This window comes from Paenibacillus marchantiophytorum (assembly GCF_014640555.1).
Lineage (GTDB): Bacteria > Bacillota > Bacilli > Paenibacillales > NBRC-103111 > Paenibacillus_E > Paenibacillus_E marchantiophytorum.
The window spans coordinates 1-19,424 of the sequence record NZ_BMHE01000014.1 but is presented as its reverse complement, the minus strand read 5'-3'; the positions used below and the strand labels follow the sequence as shown (position 1 = coordinate 19,424).

Here is a 19,424-nt window from a genome sequence, read left to right as displayed (position 1 = left end):
ATGGACATCATGACCATCTTAACAACACTCGTCCATAATGCAGTTGTTTATTCTACTCCTCTCATATTTGCTGCACTCGGTGGCGTTTTCTCGGAAAAGTCCGGTGTGATCAATATCGGCCTTGAAGGTCTTATGATTGTTGGAGGTTTCTCAGCGGCAGTGGCAACGATTTTTTGTGACGAATCATTAGGTCTCGGTTCGATGTCGCCATGGATCGGATTAGCAGCAGCCTTATTGGTGGGAATGCTTTTTTCTGTTCAACATGCCGTTGCATCCATTACATTCAAAGCAGATCAAGTCATTAGCGGCGTTGCGCTGAATTTGCTGGCTCTCGGTTTCTCCGTGTTCATGCTGAAGAAATTGTTTAATGGCTCTTCGCAAACCACGACGATCCATCAACCGCTCGGTAAAATACAGATTCCTTATTTATCCGACATTCCTTACCTGGGAAAGGCCGTCTTCACGGCATATCCGACATCCTATATCGCTCTGCTGTTAACGGTTCTATCGGCGTTGGTTTTCTTCAAAACCCCGTTTGGTCTGCGCTTGCGTTCGGTTGGAGAAAATCCGAAAGCGGCAGACACATTAGGAGTCAACGTAACCAAAATAAGATATTTCGCCGTTTTGATTAGCGGAGCGCTAGCCGCTGTTGGCGGCGCGACAATTTCACTTTCCATTACAGATAACTTTACACAAACAACCGTGTCCGGACAAGGTTTTATCGCTATGGCGGCGATGATATTCGGCAGATGGAATCCGATTGGCGCTTTTGCCGCCGCCTTCTTCTATGGAATTGCTCAGGCTCTTGCAGCGATCAGTCAGGTTCTTGGATTAACAAAATACGTACCTGCTGATCTGTTGACGATGCTTCCCTATATCATAACCATTTTGGCTATAGCCGGTCTGGTTGGAAGGAACGAAGCTCCGGCTGCTTTAGGTAAAGTTTATGAAAAGGGGCAACGATAGCAAACCGAAATAGCGATACAATATTTTAGTGGTTATGGTATAATTTTAGTGGGAAATTTCTAGCAGAGCACTGTAACCTGCGTGGTTTCATTGAATATTGAAACTTTTTCCAAACACAAAACTAAGCAGGTACGGTAGGAGATGGAATTTTGACACGGAATGACAATATGTTAACCAAATTTGGCTACGCTGCTCAGGAAATTGCCAAAAGGCTGATTGAAATAGAAATTGGCGAGCAAATACCGAGGATAAAAGATTTGGCTGATGAGTTCAGCATGGGAAGAGGGACGGTGCAAGAAGCTTTTCGCATTCTGGAAAATAACGGTGCTATTAAGCTGGTTTCGCGCGGTAATCTTGGGACGTATGTAGTTGAAAAAAATCAGCGTATTTTATTCAGAATGTCCGGTATTGACAAATTTTTCGGGGCGATGACTTTACCATACTCCAAACGATTTGAAGGACTTGCAACAGGATTGTCCCATTGTTTTGATAAGATTGATTTTTCGTTGAATTTTATGTTTACGAGGGGATCAGAACAACGTATTGAAGCTTTGCTTGAGCGAAAAATTGATTTTGCCATCAGTTCTCGTCTGGTAGCCGATATGTATTTAGGAAAGGATAACGAATTGGAGACTGTTTTCTCCTTCGGATTAAAATCTTTCGTATCCCTTCATACGATATTTTTAGCTGATTCGTCTCTGGATTATGTTCAAAATGGAATGAAGATTGGAATTGATTCCCTGTCCATCAGCCAAAGGGAGTTAACCCTGGCTGAATTTAAAGATGTTGACGTACAATACGTTGAAAACAATTATTCGCATCTCCCCGAGATGCTTCTTCAGAAACAAATTGATGCCCTTGTATGGAATAGGGATGAAATGGCTCAACATATCCCGCTAAAACAAGTCAATCTTCGCACACCTCTAGCTATTGAGAAAGCGAAAAAAATTGGGGAAGCGGTCTGCCTTGTACATTCCCGAAATTTTGCGATCAAGAAGGTACTTCAAATGCTTTCAATCGAGAATATTTTGGAAGTACAACGACTCGTGGAAAACGGCGAAATGTTACCGAGTTATTAAGGGATATGGCGCTCTAATGAGGAGTAATGATTAGCGGAGGGAAACATGTCTTTTATCTTGACTTTGTTTAAAGACAATGAAAGCAAAACTGCCGGTCATGATCGCTTCTGGTGAATATCCAGATATCGTATCCGGTAAAATTGATGGCTTTAATAAATACGGTCAGTCGGGAGCGTTCATTCCGTTAAACGAACCTATCGCGAAATGGGCGCCTAATATTAAGAAGAATCTCATTGATAATCCTGAAGCCAAGTCGCAAACGATTGCATTCGACGGCAATCATTATTCCGTTCCGATGTTATCCGCCATGCGGACGTCGGAAGGGATGCTCGTTCGTAAAGACTGGCTTGACAGACTCGGATTACCGATGCCTGAAACGATCGACGATTGGTACACCATGTTGAAAGCTTTCAAAGAGAAAGATGCAAATGGTAATGGAGATTCGAATGATGAAGTTCCTTTTTCGTCAGTTGGGACACCTGATACATATTACTTGAATTTCGCCGATGCATAGGGCATTGACTTGAATGCCGACAACCGTTGGCGCGCGCAAAACGGGAAGATGAGCTACACCCCGATAGACTTGCGTACGAAAGAGTATCTGACCACAATGAACAAATGGTATAGTGAAGGACTAATCGATAAAGAATTATTATCGAGACAGGAGCCAGACTATAAGGCGGCCATATTTAATGATAAAGTGGGGGCGACAAGCCATTGGATTGGTTTCGTAGCCGGATTTAACGATTTGCCAGAAGCAAAGAAGATTAAGGGATTCCACTTTGAAGTGACGAATCCTCCTGTGCTGAACAAGGGTGACAAAGCGTTAACCAACCTTCAGCAGCTCATCACCGTTCCGTGGGCATGGGGAATTAGCAAGAACAACAAAAATGTGGAAGCAACAATGAAGCTGTTCGATTATGTATACAGCAATGAAGGTCAACTGTTATAAACTTCGGCGTCGAAGGGGATACATTCACGAAAGGCGCTGACGGTGCACCAGGCTATACAGATAAAATTACGAAAAACGCGGACGGCCCGATGAAAGCGCTATATCGCATAGGCGCACAGGCATTGATCGGGTTCCGTCAGGATGAGCGGTACGAGAAAGCAAACTGCGGAAGTGCAGATAGCTGCCGACAGCTGTTCAGCTACGTAGAAAATAAGCAGTTCCGCAATCCTTCGCCGACTTTGAAGTATTCAGATGCAGACTTTGAAGAATATAATAAGATTACAACGCAAATCAACACATATGTCGATGAGATGATGAGTAAGTTTATTATCGGTAAAGAACCGCTTAGTAAATTCGATGACTATGTAGCAAAAGTAAAATCAATGAACTTTGACAAAGTAGAAAAAATTCAGAGTATGGCATATGAGAAATATAAAGAGCAGAACAAGAAATAATCACTAACCCTATAAGGTGGGCGAACTTTTTTTGGTTGTAAATTCATGGAGTTAAAATCATGCATATGATAAGAAAGGGCAGGTCGAATGAAATTATTCGTCTGTCCTTTCTGCAGCTAGAGCCGGGAAAAGTTGGGGATTGGGGAAAAGCTGCTTGGATTGGATGTGAGGTTGTTTTTGGTGAGCTGCGTCCTGCCAAATGGTAACATCAGTTGGAGCTGTCGTGTGGGCAATCGCTATCACTACTCTATAAACCGATCAAATCAATTAGTTTAGCGATCCACTGATTTGGATTAAATTGTCGCTCTAAGAAAATGCTTATCCAGTCTGCAAAACCAAGCAAAATGATCGTTACAAATAACCCAATTTCTCTTGCGCTTTTTTGCTTTTGAACCATCACGGCGATATTGATACCCAATGCTACGATAATGAAAAATATGAACCAGATCACGATGGTGGACCTACCTTTTGTTTTCCCTTGATTTGTTTCATCCAAGTTAAGAAAAGAAGCAGTGTAGGGAAAATGACACCGTAAAGTAACATGTATTCAAAATAATACCCTCTGATAAATGCTATATTTTCGAGAACATTATTGAACCCTAAAGCGAGTCCGGAAATTAACAAAATAAGTGAAATCGCTGTCCATGATCTATCATTTAACCGGAATAATTGGCATAAACCTAGGACAGCGGCGTGATAAGTAAGAGACAACTTAATAAAAATAGAAACCAGTAAAATAAGCGCAATGGTCGATTCAAGATGTTCGAAAAACGTACCAATGTGAATCTCTTGCACAATCACAAACATAGGGTACAGATCATGAGAAGCACGAGTGACACCGAGCACTCCTATCGTAAAAAAAACAATTAAACTAAGTGACAATGTAGCAACGACTACTCCCAGTATAAAACTTACTTTCCCTCTGCTTCGGACATATGGAAACAGCATCATACAAACGATAGATTCCATAAAAGGGAAACCGATTAGGGTCCGGTTCTCTTTCATCGTCTTCCATACGTTCATTCGAAACATTCCCTGAAACCGATCCCAGTTCCATTCGGAAAGCGCAATAAAGAAAATAAAGAGAAATGTCAGAGTAACGACAAGAAACAATAATTCTGTTGCTCTTGCAATCGTTTCAATCCCCTTTATAACAGCATAACAAATAACGAGGAGAAACATGACATGGAATACGGTTATAGGTGTACGTGGCATAAGGGTTTGCTTCATGAAATCGCCAAGATTTCGAATAATTAAGGCAGAAAGATGTACAAAGTACCATATATACAGTAGGGCAATTAGCCCGCCAATTTTTTTTCCGGCTGCAATGGTACATATCTGGACGATCGTGAATCCTGGATATTGGTTAGCTAATTTTATCCAGATAAGAGAAATGATAAGAGCAGCAGCTCCTGCCCACAGTGGAACGATCCAGGCGTCTTGTTTTGCCATGGCGATTAGTCCCCCGGGACGGAAAAAAAATGACGTCCCGAGCAAATAACCGAATATCAAGACAAAAAACTGCCAAGCACTTATTTGACCTCGCTCCATAATTTAATCCCCTTTATACGGATTGATGATTTCGCCAATATCCGTAATCTTGCTCTTTATTAACAGTTGAAGTTTCGTTTGATTCCAAGCGTCTTTCTGTTTTTGTATCGCCGTCCACTCTTTGCCGCGTTTGTACTTGATCTTTTCCTCCAGGCCGAAAAAATCCCATTCTTTTCCTATGGCATCTTGATAAAAATCAGTTATTTTCTTTTGAAACTGTTGGTTAAAAGCTTCTACAATCTCGGCTAAATTTTCCAAGTTTAAATTTTTCCTTTGTTCATTGTGCATGATGACGAGACGGGTACTGATATCGACTTTCCAAACAGGTGCCCCGGAAACGATTTCCAGGTGTTTGCGAACTTTCATTTTGGTTGCCTTAATGTCAACCTTTCGCCCATTTATTTCCAAAGACTCAAAACACACCTCGCTTTCTCCTTTTAATAAAATGAAATAAGCCATCTGCTTTAGTTCCAATTTCCCAATCATTCGGTCATGCTTAAAAACAGCACCGCCGCTCAATATTAGGTTCCCTTGGTTTGCATTGATTTGTTCATATCGGTCTGTCGTTGATAACGGCTTCAATCCGTTAAGGCTTAACATAGGCAATACGGTTAGTCTGGAAGATTCCATATTTTCCACCAGATCTTTGACACGTGAGAGCTTGCTTACTCTCCCAGTTGATTTAGACTGGATCTCAATCAGAGACCGCAGATAACGTCCTGGGAGTCTCTCTAGTGGGGGATATGTCATCATCACGTCCGAAAGAGGCGAATCCGTAATGAATAAGTAGAGATTGGAGCGCCTGTTAATTTGCCTCTCAAAGAAGTTGAGAAATGGCTGCAAGCCTTGTCTAGCGTATTGTTCGGTAACAATTTCCGACTGATACTGATCGGGAAATAGGTTTCGCGGTAAAGTGTTTCCCGTTTTCATCCCTAACTCCGCGATGCTGGATGCCTGGACTCTATAAGTATAAACAGGGGATTTGATGCCGGAACCTTTTTGGGCAGCAATCGCCACTGGATTGACAACTTGATAATAGACAATCTGTTGCCGGGTTTTCGGGTCAAAATCTGCTCCAACCAGTTCTCCGATAGCCAATTGATTAATCTCGACATTATCCCAGCAAGCAGTTAAGCAGCATGAACAAAATCCGATTATAATGAAATTCTTTATGATGAAATTCATGCGCTTCACCTTCGTTTTTTCTTTGTATCATTCATTTGAGGGTAAGTTTTCATCCATGGTCGAGGAACTCTAACAAGGAAATCTTTCCAGTCAGTTAAGAAGGTCGGAGCAACTGGAGAAAGATAAGGGACACCGAACGATTTAATCGAAGCTAGATGCACCACGATAAACAGTGACCCGCATAACACACCAAACAAACCCATAACACTGGCCAAAATCATGTAGAAAAATTGAAGCAGCCGCTGCGTAATACCGAAGCTATAAGACGGCGCCGCAAAATTAGAAATGGCCGTGACCGCTACCACAATAACCATCGCCGCAGAAACGAGCCCTGCTGACACAGCTGCTTCTCCCAATACCAACGCGCCAACGATGGAAATTGCCTGTCCAGCGATCCTAGGCATACGAAGACCTGCTTCACGTAACACTTCAAACGTGGCCATCATTATGACCGCTTCAATAAAAGCAGGAAAAGGAACCCCTTCCCGCTGTGCTGCGAGGCTAATCAATAGAGAATGTGGAAGAAACTCCTGATGATTGGAAACGATGGCTATGTAAAGAGAAGGCACAAATGTGGCTAACATGAAAGATAGTATTCGTAGCCATCGAAGGAGAGTGGCGATGATAGCTCTTTGATAATAATCTTCCGGTGAAATAAACAACTGAAAAAAAGTGACCGGACCGACCAATGCAATTGGACTTCCATCTACGAGCACACCAACTCGTCCTTCCAACAGATGAGACGCTACAATATCAGGACGTTCTGTGTTCAGCAAGGTCGAAAAAGGGGATATTGTTTTATCTTGTATCCACTCTTCTACATAAGCGCTGTCCAAAACGCTGTCGATCTGGATCGAATGGATGCGCTTCCGGAATTCATCGACTACTGCCACTGAGGCAAGATTCCCTAGGTAGAGTAAGTTGACTTTCGTTTCTGTCTCTGAGCCGAGTATGATTTGCTCAATTCGAAAATGGACGTTTTTAATTCGTTTACGTAGGAGAGACAGATTGATAGTAATGTCTTCTGTAAACCCTTCCTGTGGTCCGCGAACGGTCGATTCTGTCAATGGCTCCTTTACATTTCTATGACTTGTCTTAGACACATCAAGCAACAGCACCTGGCTTGTGTTAGAGATTACCAACAAACATTTTCCATTCAGTAAACTTTGGACACAGCAATGCAATTCTGTAGTTACCGAAATAGTACTAAAAGGAATTCGGCTTTGTAATGTGTTTATGATGTTATCGGATGGATTCAACTCGTTGTAGATGGGTTCTTTGGATAAGAATTGAAGTAATTCATGCTCAATTTTATTTTTATCAACTAATGTTTCAATAAAAACGCAAGAAATATAAAGATCTGGTGATAATGTAAACGTACGGTTCAGAAGATCAGGTGGATTGTCTAATATGCCAATTATTTGGTTAACAAAAGCTTTGGAATTGTAGCCATCATGAATAGTAGAATTCTTCTGACTTAAATCGTTTTTTTGCATACACAAGATCCTCACTTTTTGTATCACATATTTCCCAGTATTACCAATATGATATCGAATATGCACACATGAGGAATTCGTATGTTCTGTATATCCATGATTCTCCAACGCACTCTTTTTATACAGATGTCCTTATTAATAGGAGGAGCGCAGCAAATCACGTGCACAAGTAGACAATCGTAGTGGTGATGCGAAAGAAAGTCACAATGAGGCAAAATGGCTAAGAAAGTGCGGCGTAGTGTACAGAATAAGTAAGAAGATAACATCTTAAGCGCGAGTTTTTCAATTGCATGGTGTGACTAATAGCCCGCCAAAACGGGATCACACTCAAAGCTATCCTTGAAGTTACTTCCTTTTCGCCATTAAAGTAGCAGAAGCGATGAATTATCGGGAAGTTTTCAAGTATTGGAAAAAAATTAAGAGACTTTCCTTCAATACGAGCGACTTGCCTTCTTTTAAATTAAAGTACTTTCGGTTTGCAGCTATAGAAAAACCGGGAATGTTACTTTTCCGTATATGCTGTTGCATTTAAGAGCGAATCTAGTAATACAAACGGATATTCTACCATAACGATTCCCGCACATACTTGGGCAATTTTCCGCTCAGACCCATTCACATGGGATAAAAAAGTGCCTCAAACAACTTAGACATTGTATAAGGGGGAAGAGGTAGAACTGTTTTAACTGTGGTGAGGGGGCATTAGGGCTATCACATTATGACGCCATCGCCATCATAAAACGATCAGAAAAAAGGTCAACTGGTAATACTGGTTGACCTTAAAGTACGATAGGGCTATCGCCACTAATAGAAAAAAACTAACTCTTTAGAGATAGGGATATAAGATTATTTTACTTCTACTGAATACTCAATTGTTTTTATAGCAGGATTATCATTCTCCCAAAGTCGAACATAAGAAAATTGGAGTTTATAAATTCCCTTCTGTTTGGCTTTGAAAGTCCACTTTTCTTGTGATGGTGCTCTCAACATACCTTTTCCTGGTTTCAAAATCTTGGTATCAATCAACTGTAAAGCATCTCTATTTACTTTGTAATCCCATGTGTAACCAGTAGTAGCGTTTTCCACCAAAATAATGCTGAATTCTTGACCTTCCTCAGGCATGTTTACCTTGTCTTCAAATCTCCACAGCACCATATACTTGGATGATTCATGAATTTCTTTCCCAGAGCTTGTTATCGTGAAATGAGCTATACCGTTTTCGCGAGCCTGATTTTCTCCACCGATTTCTACCTCAACGCTCTCCAATAATAGATTCGTCAGCCCCTCATTAATAAATTCTAGAAGATCACCGAGTGCGACTCAGCGGAAGTCAACTGCCCTAGCAACGTGAGCCACTGGAGCAATGTCTACACCTTTGGCAATAGAGGAGTCCCATATTCCCAATGTTACCGAAGTGATTTCTGGCTATTTAAATTCTTCATCCATGGAGTAGATGAAACTAATTCATCTCCAAAGCAGCCCTTAAATTTTGAAGAGTAAGGGGAGTTATTAACAAAGAAGTTAAAGATATCTGTGTATTACGGTCATGTAACTTATGAGATCCCATATTCCCGAAAGGTACAGATTATTTGGTCTCGTGTATTGGGTGACTGCAGCAGTTTCATTCCTAGGCTGTCAAGGTTGGAATGGCTATGAAAGGGAAGCAAAAATAAAGAGAATAAAGTGAAAACCTATCTTTTAGCTTCTCTATAATCATTGCATCCACTTAAAGAACAAGAGGTTGAATAACCGGTTGGTCCAGTGGATATGTCCCAGACCAGCTTAGAGTCAGGAAAAATGCCAATTTTGATATGATATAAGCCATTGATCAAAGGTACCTTTTCACCCTTATATGCTGCCTACACGGGGGACGTGAGCAGTTACGAGTATTTAATACAGAGGGAGTCTTATGCCGTCCTATCCGAAAATACTAGCATTATTTTAATGTTTATGTATATAATAAATACAGTGACCGAATAAATGGGGGGAAGGGAGTGAAATTTAAGAATTATAAGGTATGATTGTTAACAAGGTCACTGTACGAAATAAAAAGAAATGAAAGTAGTTGCTTTTTTGGCATTGATAAAATCTAAGGCGAGGTGTTCCTATGTTCACAAAATTCGTGAGATTGTTACTATGCTTTTCATTAATTTATGCCGGATTATTGTCGGAAGCGGCTTTTCATCATGCGTATGCAGAACCGTCTAACCTTGTTGTCAACCAGAGTTTTGAGCAGAATTTGATTGGTTGGCAAGATTGGGGAGGCGTCAGCATCGTCACGACTCCTGTAGCGGGCGGCGGCAAGGCGGCGCGAATGGGAACAGGGGAAAGCGGAGCTGGCCAAATTGTGACGGGGATAACAGCCGGAACCGTGTACACGCTAAGCGGAAGTGGACGAGTGAGCGTAGGCGGAGAACATGCTATTATCGGTGTCGATTGCATGAACAGCAGCGGAACGAAACTGGCCAGCGGGAAGTTTGAACTCAACTACGATTCAACCTCGTACAACCAGAAGTCGCTCGGTTTCAAGACGGTTGCAGGCACCTCGCAGATTCAGGTTTACATCTATAAAAATCCTAACGTTGGAGGATATGCATACGTAGACAATATCAGTCTTACGAAACAGGATGGTTCAAGCGGAGATCCGGGTGACATTGGAACAGCCCGTAAAGCAATGTGGGTATGGAATTTGAATGATATTGCAACCGCTTCCAGTCGCAGTGATATAATTAATTTCGCACTTTCAAAAGGCACCAACCTCTTTTATCTCAATACCGGATATTATGAGGGAGACAACTATCTTGTGGCGCATCCGCAGTATTACCGTGCTCTTATCGCCAGCGCTCATCTGAACGGTATCCGGGTAGAGTCATTGGATGGGGCATCGGAGTGGGTGCGTGCCGCTAATCACAGCATTCCGCTTTCCCGGATCCAGGATGTATTGAATTACAATGCGGCATCTGCGTTAAATGAAAGATTTGATGGCATCCATCACGATAACGAGCCTTATACGCTTTCCGATTGGGGCACGAATAAACAGATGTTAGGTGCAGATTATTTGGAGCTTGCCCGAAAGTCCAAACAAAAGTTAATTGACGCTGGAACTAATATGACATACTCAGGCGACATACCGTTCTGGTATGAGACAGTTTCTGTCACTTACAACGGCGTAAACAAAGAGATGTACAAACATATTCTCGATGAAATGGACTATGTCGCAATCATGGATTATCGCGATTACGCCGAAGGCTCGGACGGCATTATCGCTAACGCTCAGAACGAAATCAATTATGCGGCATCCGTTGGAAAAAAAGTCATCATTGGCGTTGAAACATACGATGTTCCGGGGGACCCTTCGTTTGTCACCTTCTACCAGGAAGGGGAAAATTATATGAACCAGGAGCTGGCGAAAGTTCAGTCTTATTACTCCGGTTCGACAGGATACGCTGGTTATGCAATTCATTACTATACAACTTATCGAACGATGACGTGGGGGCCTAGACAGTAAGTAAGCGGTAACAACTATAGTGTAGCGACCAAGGAGTCATTCCTGTAATGAAGTAATTTGCGCTTTGAACAAAAAGCACCTCTAGTATACTGGATAACGTTCCGACAAAAGAACGATACCCAGATACGAAAAGAGACAATCATGAAGCACAAGCTAAAACAAAAGCCGGACAGTAATGTTCGCTGCCGACGGCGAAGGCATGATCATCGCGACGTACCGACCAGACGAGTTGGTCATTCAAGTAAAATGTGCATATTAGCGAGTGGTGTTTGGGAGCGTACCGCAAAGGTGGTTATGACGACCGTACGAGTCCTTGTCTACGATAAGCAAGATCATTCTGAAACACGCACTATAATTTAAAATTTGCTCAAGGGATCAACATTGATCACTTGAGTTTTTTTGCATAATTTTTAAAGGCCATTTTATGGGTTCTGGTGCAAGGATTTAAAAAAGTTCGCAGTCGCCCGATAAACTAACTTTGTCTATGCCACTAAACCAAATATTTTATTTAGCCAATCAACAGCAGTGAGGACAGTCTAATTACTATCGGCCTGCCCTTTCCTTATCATATGTAAAGCCTCAATTCCCTTTAACGTCTGGTACGCTGTAAGAAACGATTTGAAACCGAGATTTGGTTTTGTGATTTTCTTTATGGACCGGTGATCTTGCTCCACAATGTTGTTTAGATACTTTGTCTGTCTAATCAAGGTTTCTTTTGTTAAGGACTTCTCATTTATTAATTCTTGTATGGCTGGTGGATATGCTGGATTTTTATCCGAGGTGATTACACGTGGGATTTGAGTATGTGGAGAGGACAAAGCCTTTGTAAAGAATCGCTTAGCTGCCTGCATATCCCGATTTTCAGATAACATGAAATCAATGGTTTTTCCCATAGAATCAACGACTCTGTATAAATACTTCCACTGACCTTTAACTTTGATGTAGGTTTCGTCCGTCCTCCACGAGTCGTTTGTAGGTTTCAAAAAGGGAAGGATTCGTTTGTCGATTTCGGGTCCAAATTCATGTACCCATCTCATGATCGTCGTATGGGAAATCTTTGATCCTCGCTCGCTCATCATTTCAACTATATCTCGATAGCTTAAGCTATATTTCAAATACCATCTCACCGTTAGTAAAATCATTGCCGATTCATATTGCTTCCATTTAAATAAATCCACTTTCGTTTCCAAAGCAAGTTGCTCCATCCCATGACTTCATTATCAAAGGTTGTGGACACGATACGATGCAGTTCTTCTGGACAAGCTAAGCTGTTTACACATACGACACATGTGCTGTGCGTTGCTTACCAGAAACTAATGAATTGGGGCACATTTACCTGTATGCAAATCAGTCTCTAAACATTGTAATAACGCTTAGGGACTGATTTGTTATTTGAGTATTTATAGTTTGAACTTTACTTAATCCATTAATATTACTGGCCCGATAGTGCCAACAATATTCTGCAGCAAGTATTAATTTCCGGTACATCGGATGTACTTCCTTTCAATAAAATCCTTCGCAACCTATCAAAAGGAACTTTCTCGAATAACGGATGAACAGAGTTCAAAATATCTCTTGCCTTGAAATATCTTTTATTTTCCAGATTCCTATGTTCTCTCATTGGTTCTTCTATAAATAGAGATGAAAGTGCGATCAAGAAAAGCCTTTCTGTCTCTGAGTCTATATTTTCTACTAAGTAAATAACAGCTAAGGAAAACAACCATTTTGCAATGCTATTTCTATTTGAAGAAAATCTATCCGCTGAAGAATTTAATGATAATACAGCCTTTTTCAACTCATTTATTACGAAAACTTTTTGGTCTTCTTTAATTTTGTATGCAAAATAATCTGAAAGCCAAGCCGCAAGGTTAATATTTAGTTTATAAGGATTAGAAACTAGTTCTTCTAGTACTAAAGGAAGTAATGAAATTGTGAAATCTTGCTGATATTCAAGTAATTCTTCAAAAAGTAGAATGATATTCTCATGGTTATTTGTCTCTATTGTTTTTTCAATTGCTTTAAAATATGCATTGCTTTCTTTGGAGTCAGTTGAAATAACTAACCTAATAATTTCTAATGAATTGACCACTATATTAGCGCTTCTATTTTGATTTGTCCTTGTAAACTCTAAACTAATTGAATGAATTAGTGAGTCATAATTGTCTAGACTGCCACGACAAAACCAAATTATTGACGCAAAAATCCCACCAAATCTAGATTTAGTTGCAACCTGTTCTAAATCTTCATCTTTAAAATTATTTGTGGTTAGGATACTTTCAATGTATTTTGCGAAATTATCATGTATTTCTTCAGCATCACGCGTTATTTCTACTAATTCTTCAAAACTTAGAACAAGCTTCACTTCTTTTTTTAAATTAGTGAGTAAATAGTCACGATCTCTCTTTATACGAAGCTTTTGTGGTATGTATCGCAACCTTGCAATAAGCACGCAAACAATTTCTTGTCCAATTGGTTCATAGTTAATGATAATATACTCAAGTTTGTCAGAGGGCAATTCACCAAATTCATGCGCTAAGAAGGCTAGCCAAGGAACAGCAGTGTTATACATTTTATTCGCAATAATGCTCGGATGTTCAAGGAACTCTAAAGCTGATGAACCGATGGTTTTACCAATTAATTCATTGTGCATCCCTTTATTTAACAACCATAGAAACGCATGTTCAATTTGTTGATGATCGTATCCACTTGTTGTAAACATGCTTGACCATAAAATATCTCTCCATGCCGATACATCAGTGTATGAACGAATGAATTGTCCGACAAGTGTTTCACGATTAGTTTCTTTTTCAATTTTTTGAATAACTGTCTTGATAAATTCTTTATTATTTAAAAATTTATTACTCCAATCCTCGATAGTTGTTATTGTCCAAAAATTCATTTTTGTGTTAATTAACACCCAACAAGTGATTAGTTGTTCTGAATCTAGTGTTTCTTGGTGATGATTCCATAAAGCGTTCGCAGCTGCTTTGACTAATTCTTTATCCTCACTTTGCAGTTGTTTAATTAAAATATCCTTGACTACTGTAAGAGATAACACTTTATCTACTGTATCTTCATTATCACGGATTCCTTTATTATCGAAACTCGATGCATTTCTAGTTAACAATCCGACTACTAAATCTTTAAATTCATCCTCAGATAATTTGTAATTGTTATGATAAAGTAGCATTAAAGCAAATACTTTGGGAACAGGCAAATATTCTTCCAATTTGTTATAAATATAAATCAGAACTTCAGGGCCTAATGAGAGTCGCATACAAAACCTGTTCCACTCATTCTTCTCAAAACTGTGTAGTGTTGATCTTATTACAACGTCTGCTGCTTCGCTTTCGGTTTCAGGAGAACATGTCAGCAAGATACAGGCAATATTATACCGTAGTTTATTGTCCAAGCTTTTTAAGCCTTTGTTATAAAGTTCTTCTCTGTACTCTGGCTTATATGCGAGTAACTTTGCCAGACTTCTTCGTATATCTGGGTATCGAGGCAAGATAAACTCTCCCAAATGTCGGCTTGCAAAGTATAAATAGTTGGTAAACGAATCCTGTGAATTATTTAGTTCTTCAATAAGGATTCGCCAATACGCTGAATGGGCGCCACTAAAATCATCTGCTTTTGGAAATTGTTGAACTAGCCATTCTATTCCTTGTTTCCCTCTGTTCTTTATCAGTTCATGAAGGACTTCTTCTGCTCCCTGTACTTTACCTCCATCATGTAGTCCTTGTAATAACCCACTACCTAAAAAGGACAGGTTACGTTCTCCAAAAGCATAAAGAATTAAAGCAGAGTAAGTAGCAATTTTATCTTTTTGCAAAGCATACCAACGTAGGATACTTGTTAATTCTTTCCTTCCTATTCTTTCCTCAATAGTTTCAAGTATTTTTTTGTTACTTGACCAATAATTAATCGCATTTCGAATTATAGAACTATGAGGAACTGCATCACACAATTCAAGCCATAGTTGAGTGGCGTTGCTACTTTCAGTATTTTGTAATGCATTAAAAACTTCTTCTTTGCCCCCGCGGTGGAAAAGTTCTTTTAGTAGCACTATAGCTCGTTCTCTTAATAAGCTTGAAGATAGTTTTTTTACATTCAGTGCAGCCAGTAGTTGAATATCGTTATTAAAATAAGTTGGTAATACCATTGAAATTGTGGGTAATAAGGAATTGCATTGCCAAGATTTAGCCGATAAACTTGGTTTAATAATTTCGGATAATTTTTGACTCTGTTCGGTGGTAATTTCGAAATTGCAATAAAGTAACCAGGTTTGCAAAATCGAGTCAGCGATATCATTAAGTGTATGCGAATATGGGTACTTGGGGTCTAAATAATTTTTATAAAACCAGTTAAAACCTTCATCCTGCGCAAGATGTATACAAAGCCCATATGCACTTGAAGATAATGATTTAAATCCTGAATAATAATAGATAGGTCTAAACTCGCAATTACTAAGGTGATTAATATAGGAAGCGGCAAGTTGATGGTCACCTGATTCGGCAATAATTATCGCTACTGGTGCGCGCGCTCCAGCGTCACCCAAGAGACCTTTAATGTATTCCTGTAAACTATAACGGAAATCATCAATTACGTTTTTTCTTTTTGCTACAGCAGCTGCAAATGAATATTCTCTCCAAAGAGCAGGAAGCTCTGATTTGAGAGATGGTTTTTTATTCTGTAATAATTCATTTAATATGAAAACTCCTAATGCGCATTGGTATAATGGTTGAGATGGAAACACATATCCATCTCCTTCTTCTTGTAAGACACTGTTTATGAAATAATCACAAGCTTGAGACACAGTTTGATGAGTATCGTTGATATTATTCACTTCAGATTTTATCAAGGTATATAACGCTTCTTTGGTAATATATCCATTATTTGAATTAAATATTGAAGCAGCTATTCTACCCAGAAGTGCTTCTCGAGAATAACTATTGGGAAACCAAGTTTTAAACGCTATTAAATTTTCGTCTTTCCCTTCTTTCTCAGACCAATTTCCAAGACGCTCTAATAAAACATTATACAGTAACTCGCCCAGGCTTTTTTTGCTCTGATGTTGATTTAGATAAGGACGAAGCAAACGAACAACCAGTGGTGAAGTAGAGATGGTCAAGAGTTCATTATTTTCCTGAAGTAATTTAAATCTGTCATTCGCATCAATTTTAGCGACTTGTTCGTCCATACCTGAAGCTAATGCGTCATTATATAAGAGCAATTCTTGTTCAACATTAGATAAAGACGTTAATTCTAGGCACTGCCAATTTGAGTAATTAATTTCTTGTAATTCAATTGGACGTCCAGTGGCAAGTACTCTAATATGTGGCCAATGCTCAACCATTTCTTCTAAGCGATAAGTTATCTGTTGAGAATTATTTCGGTCAAGTTCATCAAAACCGTCGATAATCAACGTTATTTCAATTCTATTTTTTAGAGCCTTTAACAAGTCGAAATCTACTTGATGATCAAGATAAATGTTTTCATTGACATAACTCGAAATGTGGGAAGAGAAATTGACAATGTTATCTATTTTTTTATTCAAAAAGAATTTGGCTGATGTTAAAATGCAAATATTTTCTTTATTTTGCTCGTATAGCTCAGCGCAATATTGTCCAACAAGAGTGCTTTTTCCACTACCAATCTCACCGAATAAGAAAGTGGGACGTCCGGCATATACAACCTCAGAAAGTGGTGCAAAATTATTAATAGTATTTAAATGCAAGCGTTCATCATTAGATAACTTGATTCGTTCTTCTTTATTATGAACTGCTACTTTTCTGGTTATTAATTTGGGTAAAGTGCTTGACTTTGTTATAGACCTGGATTTTTGTGAAACATAACGCAAAGCATGTTCAGTAGCTTTACGGGAAAGTGTAAGATATTCATTAAAAGCCGGATCTTCATTATTGTGTGGTAATTCAGGTGGCAGAGTTACTTTTTTTTTTAATATAACCTCGTCTCTTCTGAAGTGTTCAACCCATTTTTCGTAAGTTGAGTCAAACTCAAAGGAACGCCTAGTAACAGTCCTACTAATTTTATTTACTTTTAATATTCCAAAGTTATTTTTATAATCATCTCCCTGATAACCAGCACCACCAATAAATAAATGTGAAGCATCAAATTCTTTACTTGGAGGGATTACTCGTCCATGAACATGACCGGATAATATCATATGAGAACGAGAGCCTAAATAAAAATAGGCACCAGGTCTTTCATAAGCATGAAGTTCGTCTCCAGCGAACCATTCTCGGGTATGGTGTATAACAGCGGTTGTTAAGGGGGCCTCGTCATACATGTCGGTTAATACCAATTGGTTCAAGGAATTCATCAATTGTAATAATGGCAAACCAATCCAAAGATTCCCCCTATCATTATTATCTCGACAAAACCATGATGAATTCATGACTACAAATCTCAGTCCATAAATTTCCCTCACACCAGTTAGATAAGAAGTTATGCTGCCTAGAGACAATTCTGGGATTTTCATTTCCTTGCAAAAAGAAATAAAATTATCAAATGGACGCACAAAATTCTCAAGAGTTTCGATTGTCAGCCATTTATCGGCGCTCTGTGCTGAAGTAGGAGGTAAGGTACCTACAGTTTTGGAACGATCAATGTCGTGATTTCCTGCACAAACCACTAATTCATTTGGTGATAAATTTAAAATAGTTAATAGCTCTCTAAGCCAGTCCTTTGCTATATCGTAATCCTTTTCTGCACCTCTCCATCCAATGTCTCCTGAAACCACAACTATATCCGGTTTCCAGTCAGACTCCATCTCTCTTAATTTATTAAATAAGGGTTTTAATGTATTGTTACGTTTGGCTATTAATGTTGAAGTAGTTTTACTTGAAGGTTCAGCACCGAAATGAAGATCGGATAAATGTAATATATTAATGGTATTATTCATGAAGTCAACTCCATATTAGAAAATATTACTAAATGATTTCGACAATATGCGAGGTAAATCCTCTTTACTTATTCGGGAAGATGATATCGATTATATGAGTTCAGACTTATAATACCAACATTAGAATTTGAAGATGATTAACAGCACATTTTGATCTTGCATGAACTCTCTTCCCAAGTTAACTTCAACAAATTTGTTCCTTGGGAGAAACCCTTCAACATCCAAATCGGCAATCTGACCCGCCAGAATACGCTGGCTTAAAGTGCTGTTATTTTGTGATCTCAAGGATTTTATCAGAATACGACGAAAACAAGTTAAAATAGGGGGCTCAATTTGAAGGAAAGCATAGGATGAATATAGAAATAAATTTAGATTAATGTTTGAGGCATTCTATACATTAGAATGGCTTATTCGAAGAATCGCTGGTAATCTAAAACTACGTCACCTGAAAGCTCCTTGGTCTGCTTGAAGATTATTCGGGAAATTGGAATCGGTCAGACAAGTCTGTGAGGCTAAGTCTTCGACCTAGCGCTATGTCTCTTAAGCCACTCATCATCACCATCATCTCACACATGATATATGATAGGGCTTCCAAGATCATTAGCTGAAAATAACATCTGTACAAAACACCTGATTTTGTGCATAAGAAGCCCCGCGGCTAAAGTCGCAGGGGCTTTAATTGTTGAAAGTCGAGGAACAATAGCAGTACTCTAAACACGTGATTCCTTCCTTGATTATGAAACTAAGATATGACACCGATAAATGCCTGGATTCTACGTTGCTGTTCAACGGGTGTCATAACTTTTAAGATAATGATTATACTAAAATTGCTACGAAGGACTATTCGATTCGTGGTTCGTCCGAAGTAGTGCATGTAAGAAGTTTTATTCCTTCTTTCAACTGAGAGCGAACTATAAATGTAACTGGGATGCTAAAAAAATAACAAGGCGCTTTATTATTAACTCAAACTTCGCAGAGCGAAATTAGTCTTAAATCCTTGATACATATAGCAGAACCAGGATAATGATTGACCTCTTGCTAAAATAGAAAAACACCGCTTCGGTTTGGTATAGTGATTGTGACGAGCAATCCACTACCACACAGAAGAGGTGTCCTCTATATGATAGAGCAAAAGCAGTCCTGCAATCAACTCCCCCAAAGAAATTAAGCCCGCATTCGAAGAACTTCGTGTGCTAAAGCACTTAAAAGACGCGAAAATCAACAAGAAATTCGGTTATACGGCTGCCTATCTGTTTCAGCTTGTATTCGTGCTTTTGTTTCATCAGAAAAATTGGTTTCGTCTGCTCGAA

At 39.3% G+C, this 19,424-nt stretch carries 12 protein-coding genes and 2 pseudogenes; 7 read left to right on the top strand and 7 right to left on the bottom strand.

Features of this window, described 5'->3' with window-relative positions; genetic code table 11:
* The 5 genes and pseudogenes from IEY34_RS15205 to IEY34_RS15180 all read left to right on the top strand — a co-directional run bounded on the left by IEY34_RS15205 (nucleotide 1) and on the right by IEY34_RS15180 (nucleotide 3,658).
* A complete protein-coding gene (locus tag IEY34_RS15205; RefSeq protein WP_189012735.1) occupies nucleotides 1–966 on the top strand; it encodes an ABC transporter permease in 966 nt (321 codons plus the stop codon).
* Between the two features lie 149 nt (nucleotides 967–1,115).
* Nucleotides 1,116–2,045, top strand: coding sequence for a GntR family transcriptional regulator YhfZ (gene yhfZ, locus IEY34_RS15200; RefSeq protein ID WP_189012734.1), 930 nt, complete (start codon nucleotides 1,116–1,118; stop codon nucleotides 2,043–2,045).
* A 76-nt stretch (nucleotides 2,046–2,121) separates the two neighbouring features.
* Nucleotides 2,122–2,997: pseudogene (locus tag IEY34_RS36790) on the top strand (extracellular solute-binding protein).
* An 89-nt stretch (nucleotides 2,998–3,086) separates the two neighbouring features.
* The gene (locus IEY34_RS15185) at nucleotides 3,087–3,452 is read left to right on the top strand and encodes a type 2 periplasmic-binding domain-containing protein (protein ID WP_189012731.1); all 366 of its coding nucleotides are present in this window, start codon (nucleotides 3,087–3,089) and stop codon (nucleotides 3,450–3,452) included.
* Between the two features lie 59 nt (nucleotides 3,453–3,511).
* Nucleotides 3,512–3,658: a hypothetical protein gene (locus tag IEY34_RS15180; RefSeq protein ID WP_189012730.1), complete on the top strand. Its 147-nt coding sequence runs from the start codon at nucleotides 3,512–3,514 to the stop codon at nucleotides 3,656–3,658.
* Nucleotides 3,659–3,699: 41 nt separating this feature from the next.
* Here IEY34_RS15180 and IEY34_RS15175 read toward each other — a convergent pair whose 3' ends face one another.
* The 5 genes from IEY34_RS15175 to IEY34_RS15155 all read right to left on the bottom strand — a co-directional run bounded on the left by IEY34_RS15175 (nucleotide 3,700) and on the right by IEY34_RS15155 (nucleotide 8,947).
* Nucleotides 3,700–3,903 carry a hypothetical protein gene (locus IEY34_RS15175; protein ID WP_189012729.1) on the bottom strand — a complete coding sequence of 68 codons (204 nt, stop codon included), beginning with the start codon at nucleotides 3,901–3,903 and terminating at the stop codon, nucleotides 3,700–3,702.
* Nucleotides 3,900–5,003: a GerAB/ArcD/ProY family transporter gene (locus IEY34_RS15170; RefSeq protein WP_189012728.1), complete on the bottom strand. Its 1,104-nt coding sequence runs from the start codon at nucleotides 5,001–5,003 to the stop codon at nucleotides 3,900–3,902. Before IEY34_RS15170 ends, IEY34_RS15175 begins: the two co-directional genes overlap by 4 nt.
* Nucleotides 5,004–5,006: 3 nt before the next feature.
* A complete protein-coding gene (locus tag IEY34_RS15165; protein ID WP_189012727.1) occupies nucleotides 5,007–6,188 on the bottom strand; it encodes a Ger(x)C family spore germination protein in 1,182 nt (393 codons plus the stop codon).
* A 5-nt stretch (nucleotides 6,189–6,193) separates the two neighbouring features.
* Nucleotides 6,194–7,684, bottom strand: coding sequence for a spore germination protein (locus IEY34_RS15160; RefSeq protein ID WP_189012726.1), 1,491 nt, complete (start codon nucleotides 7,682–7,684; stop codon nucleotides 6,194–6,196).
* An 843-nt stretch (nucleotides 7,685–8,527) separates the two neighbouring features.
* On the bottom strand, nucleotides 8,528–8,947 hold the full coding sequence (locus tag IEY34_RS15155; RefSeq protein WP_189012725.1) for a protease inhibitor I42 family protein: 420 nt from the start codon (nucleotides 8,945–8,947) through the stop codon (nucleotides 8,528–8,530).
* Between the two features lie 841 nt (nucleotides 8,948–9,788).
* Between IEY34_RS15155 and IEY34_RS15150 the strand changes: the two genes are divergently transcribed.
* Nucleotides 9,789–11,189, top strand: a complete 1,401-nt coding sequence (locus IEY34_RS15150) for a carbohydrate-binding protein (RefSeq protein WP_189012724.1) — start codon at nucleotides 9,789–9,791, stop codon at nucleotides 11,187–11,189.
* Nucleotides 11,190–11,725: 536 nt separating this feature from the next.
* Here the strand turns inward: IEY34_RS15150 and IEY34_RS15145 are convergent.
* Both IEY34_RS15145 and IEY34_RS15140 read right to left on the bottom strand, forming a co-directional pair.
* The gene (locus IEY34_RS15145; protein WP_268240134.1) at nucleotides 11,726–12,379 is read right to left on the bottom strand and encodes an IS6 family transposase; all 654 of its coding nucleotides are present in this window, start codon (nucleotides 12,377–12,379) and stop codon (nucleotides 11,726–11,728) included.
* Nucleotides 12,380–12,621: 242 nt separating this feature from the next.
* The gene (locus tag IEY34_RS15140) at nucleotides 12,622–18,114 is read right to left on the bottom strand and encodes a metallophosphoesterase (protein WP_189012722.1); all 5,493 of its coding nucleotides are present in this window, start codon (nucleotides 18,112–18,114) and stop codon (nucleotides 12,622–12,624) included.
* A 1,120-nt stretch (nucleotides 18,115–19,234) separates the two neighbouring features.
* Between IEY34_RS15140 and IEY34_RS37865 the strand changes: the two are divergent.
* Nucleotides 19,235–19,424: pseudogene (locus IEY34_RS37865) on the top strand (IS4 family transposase); the annotation flags it as partial.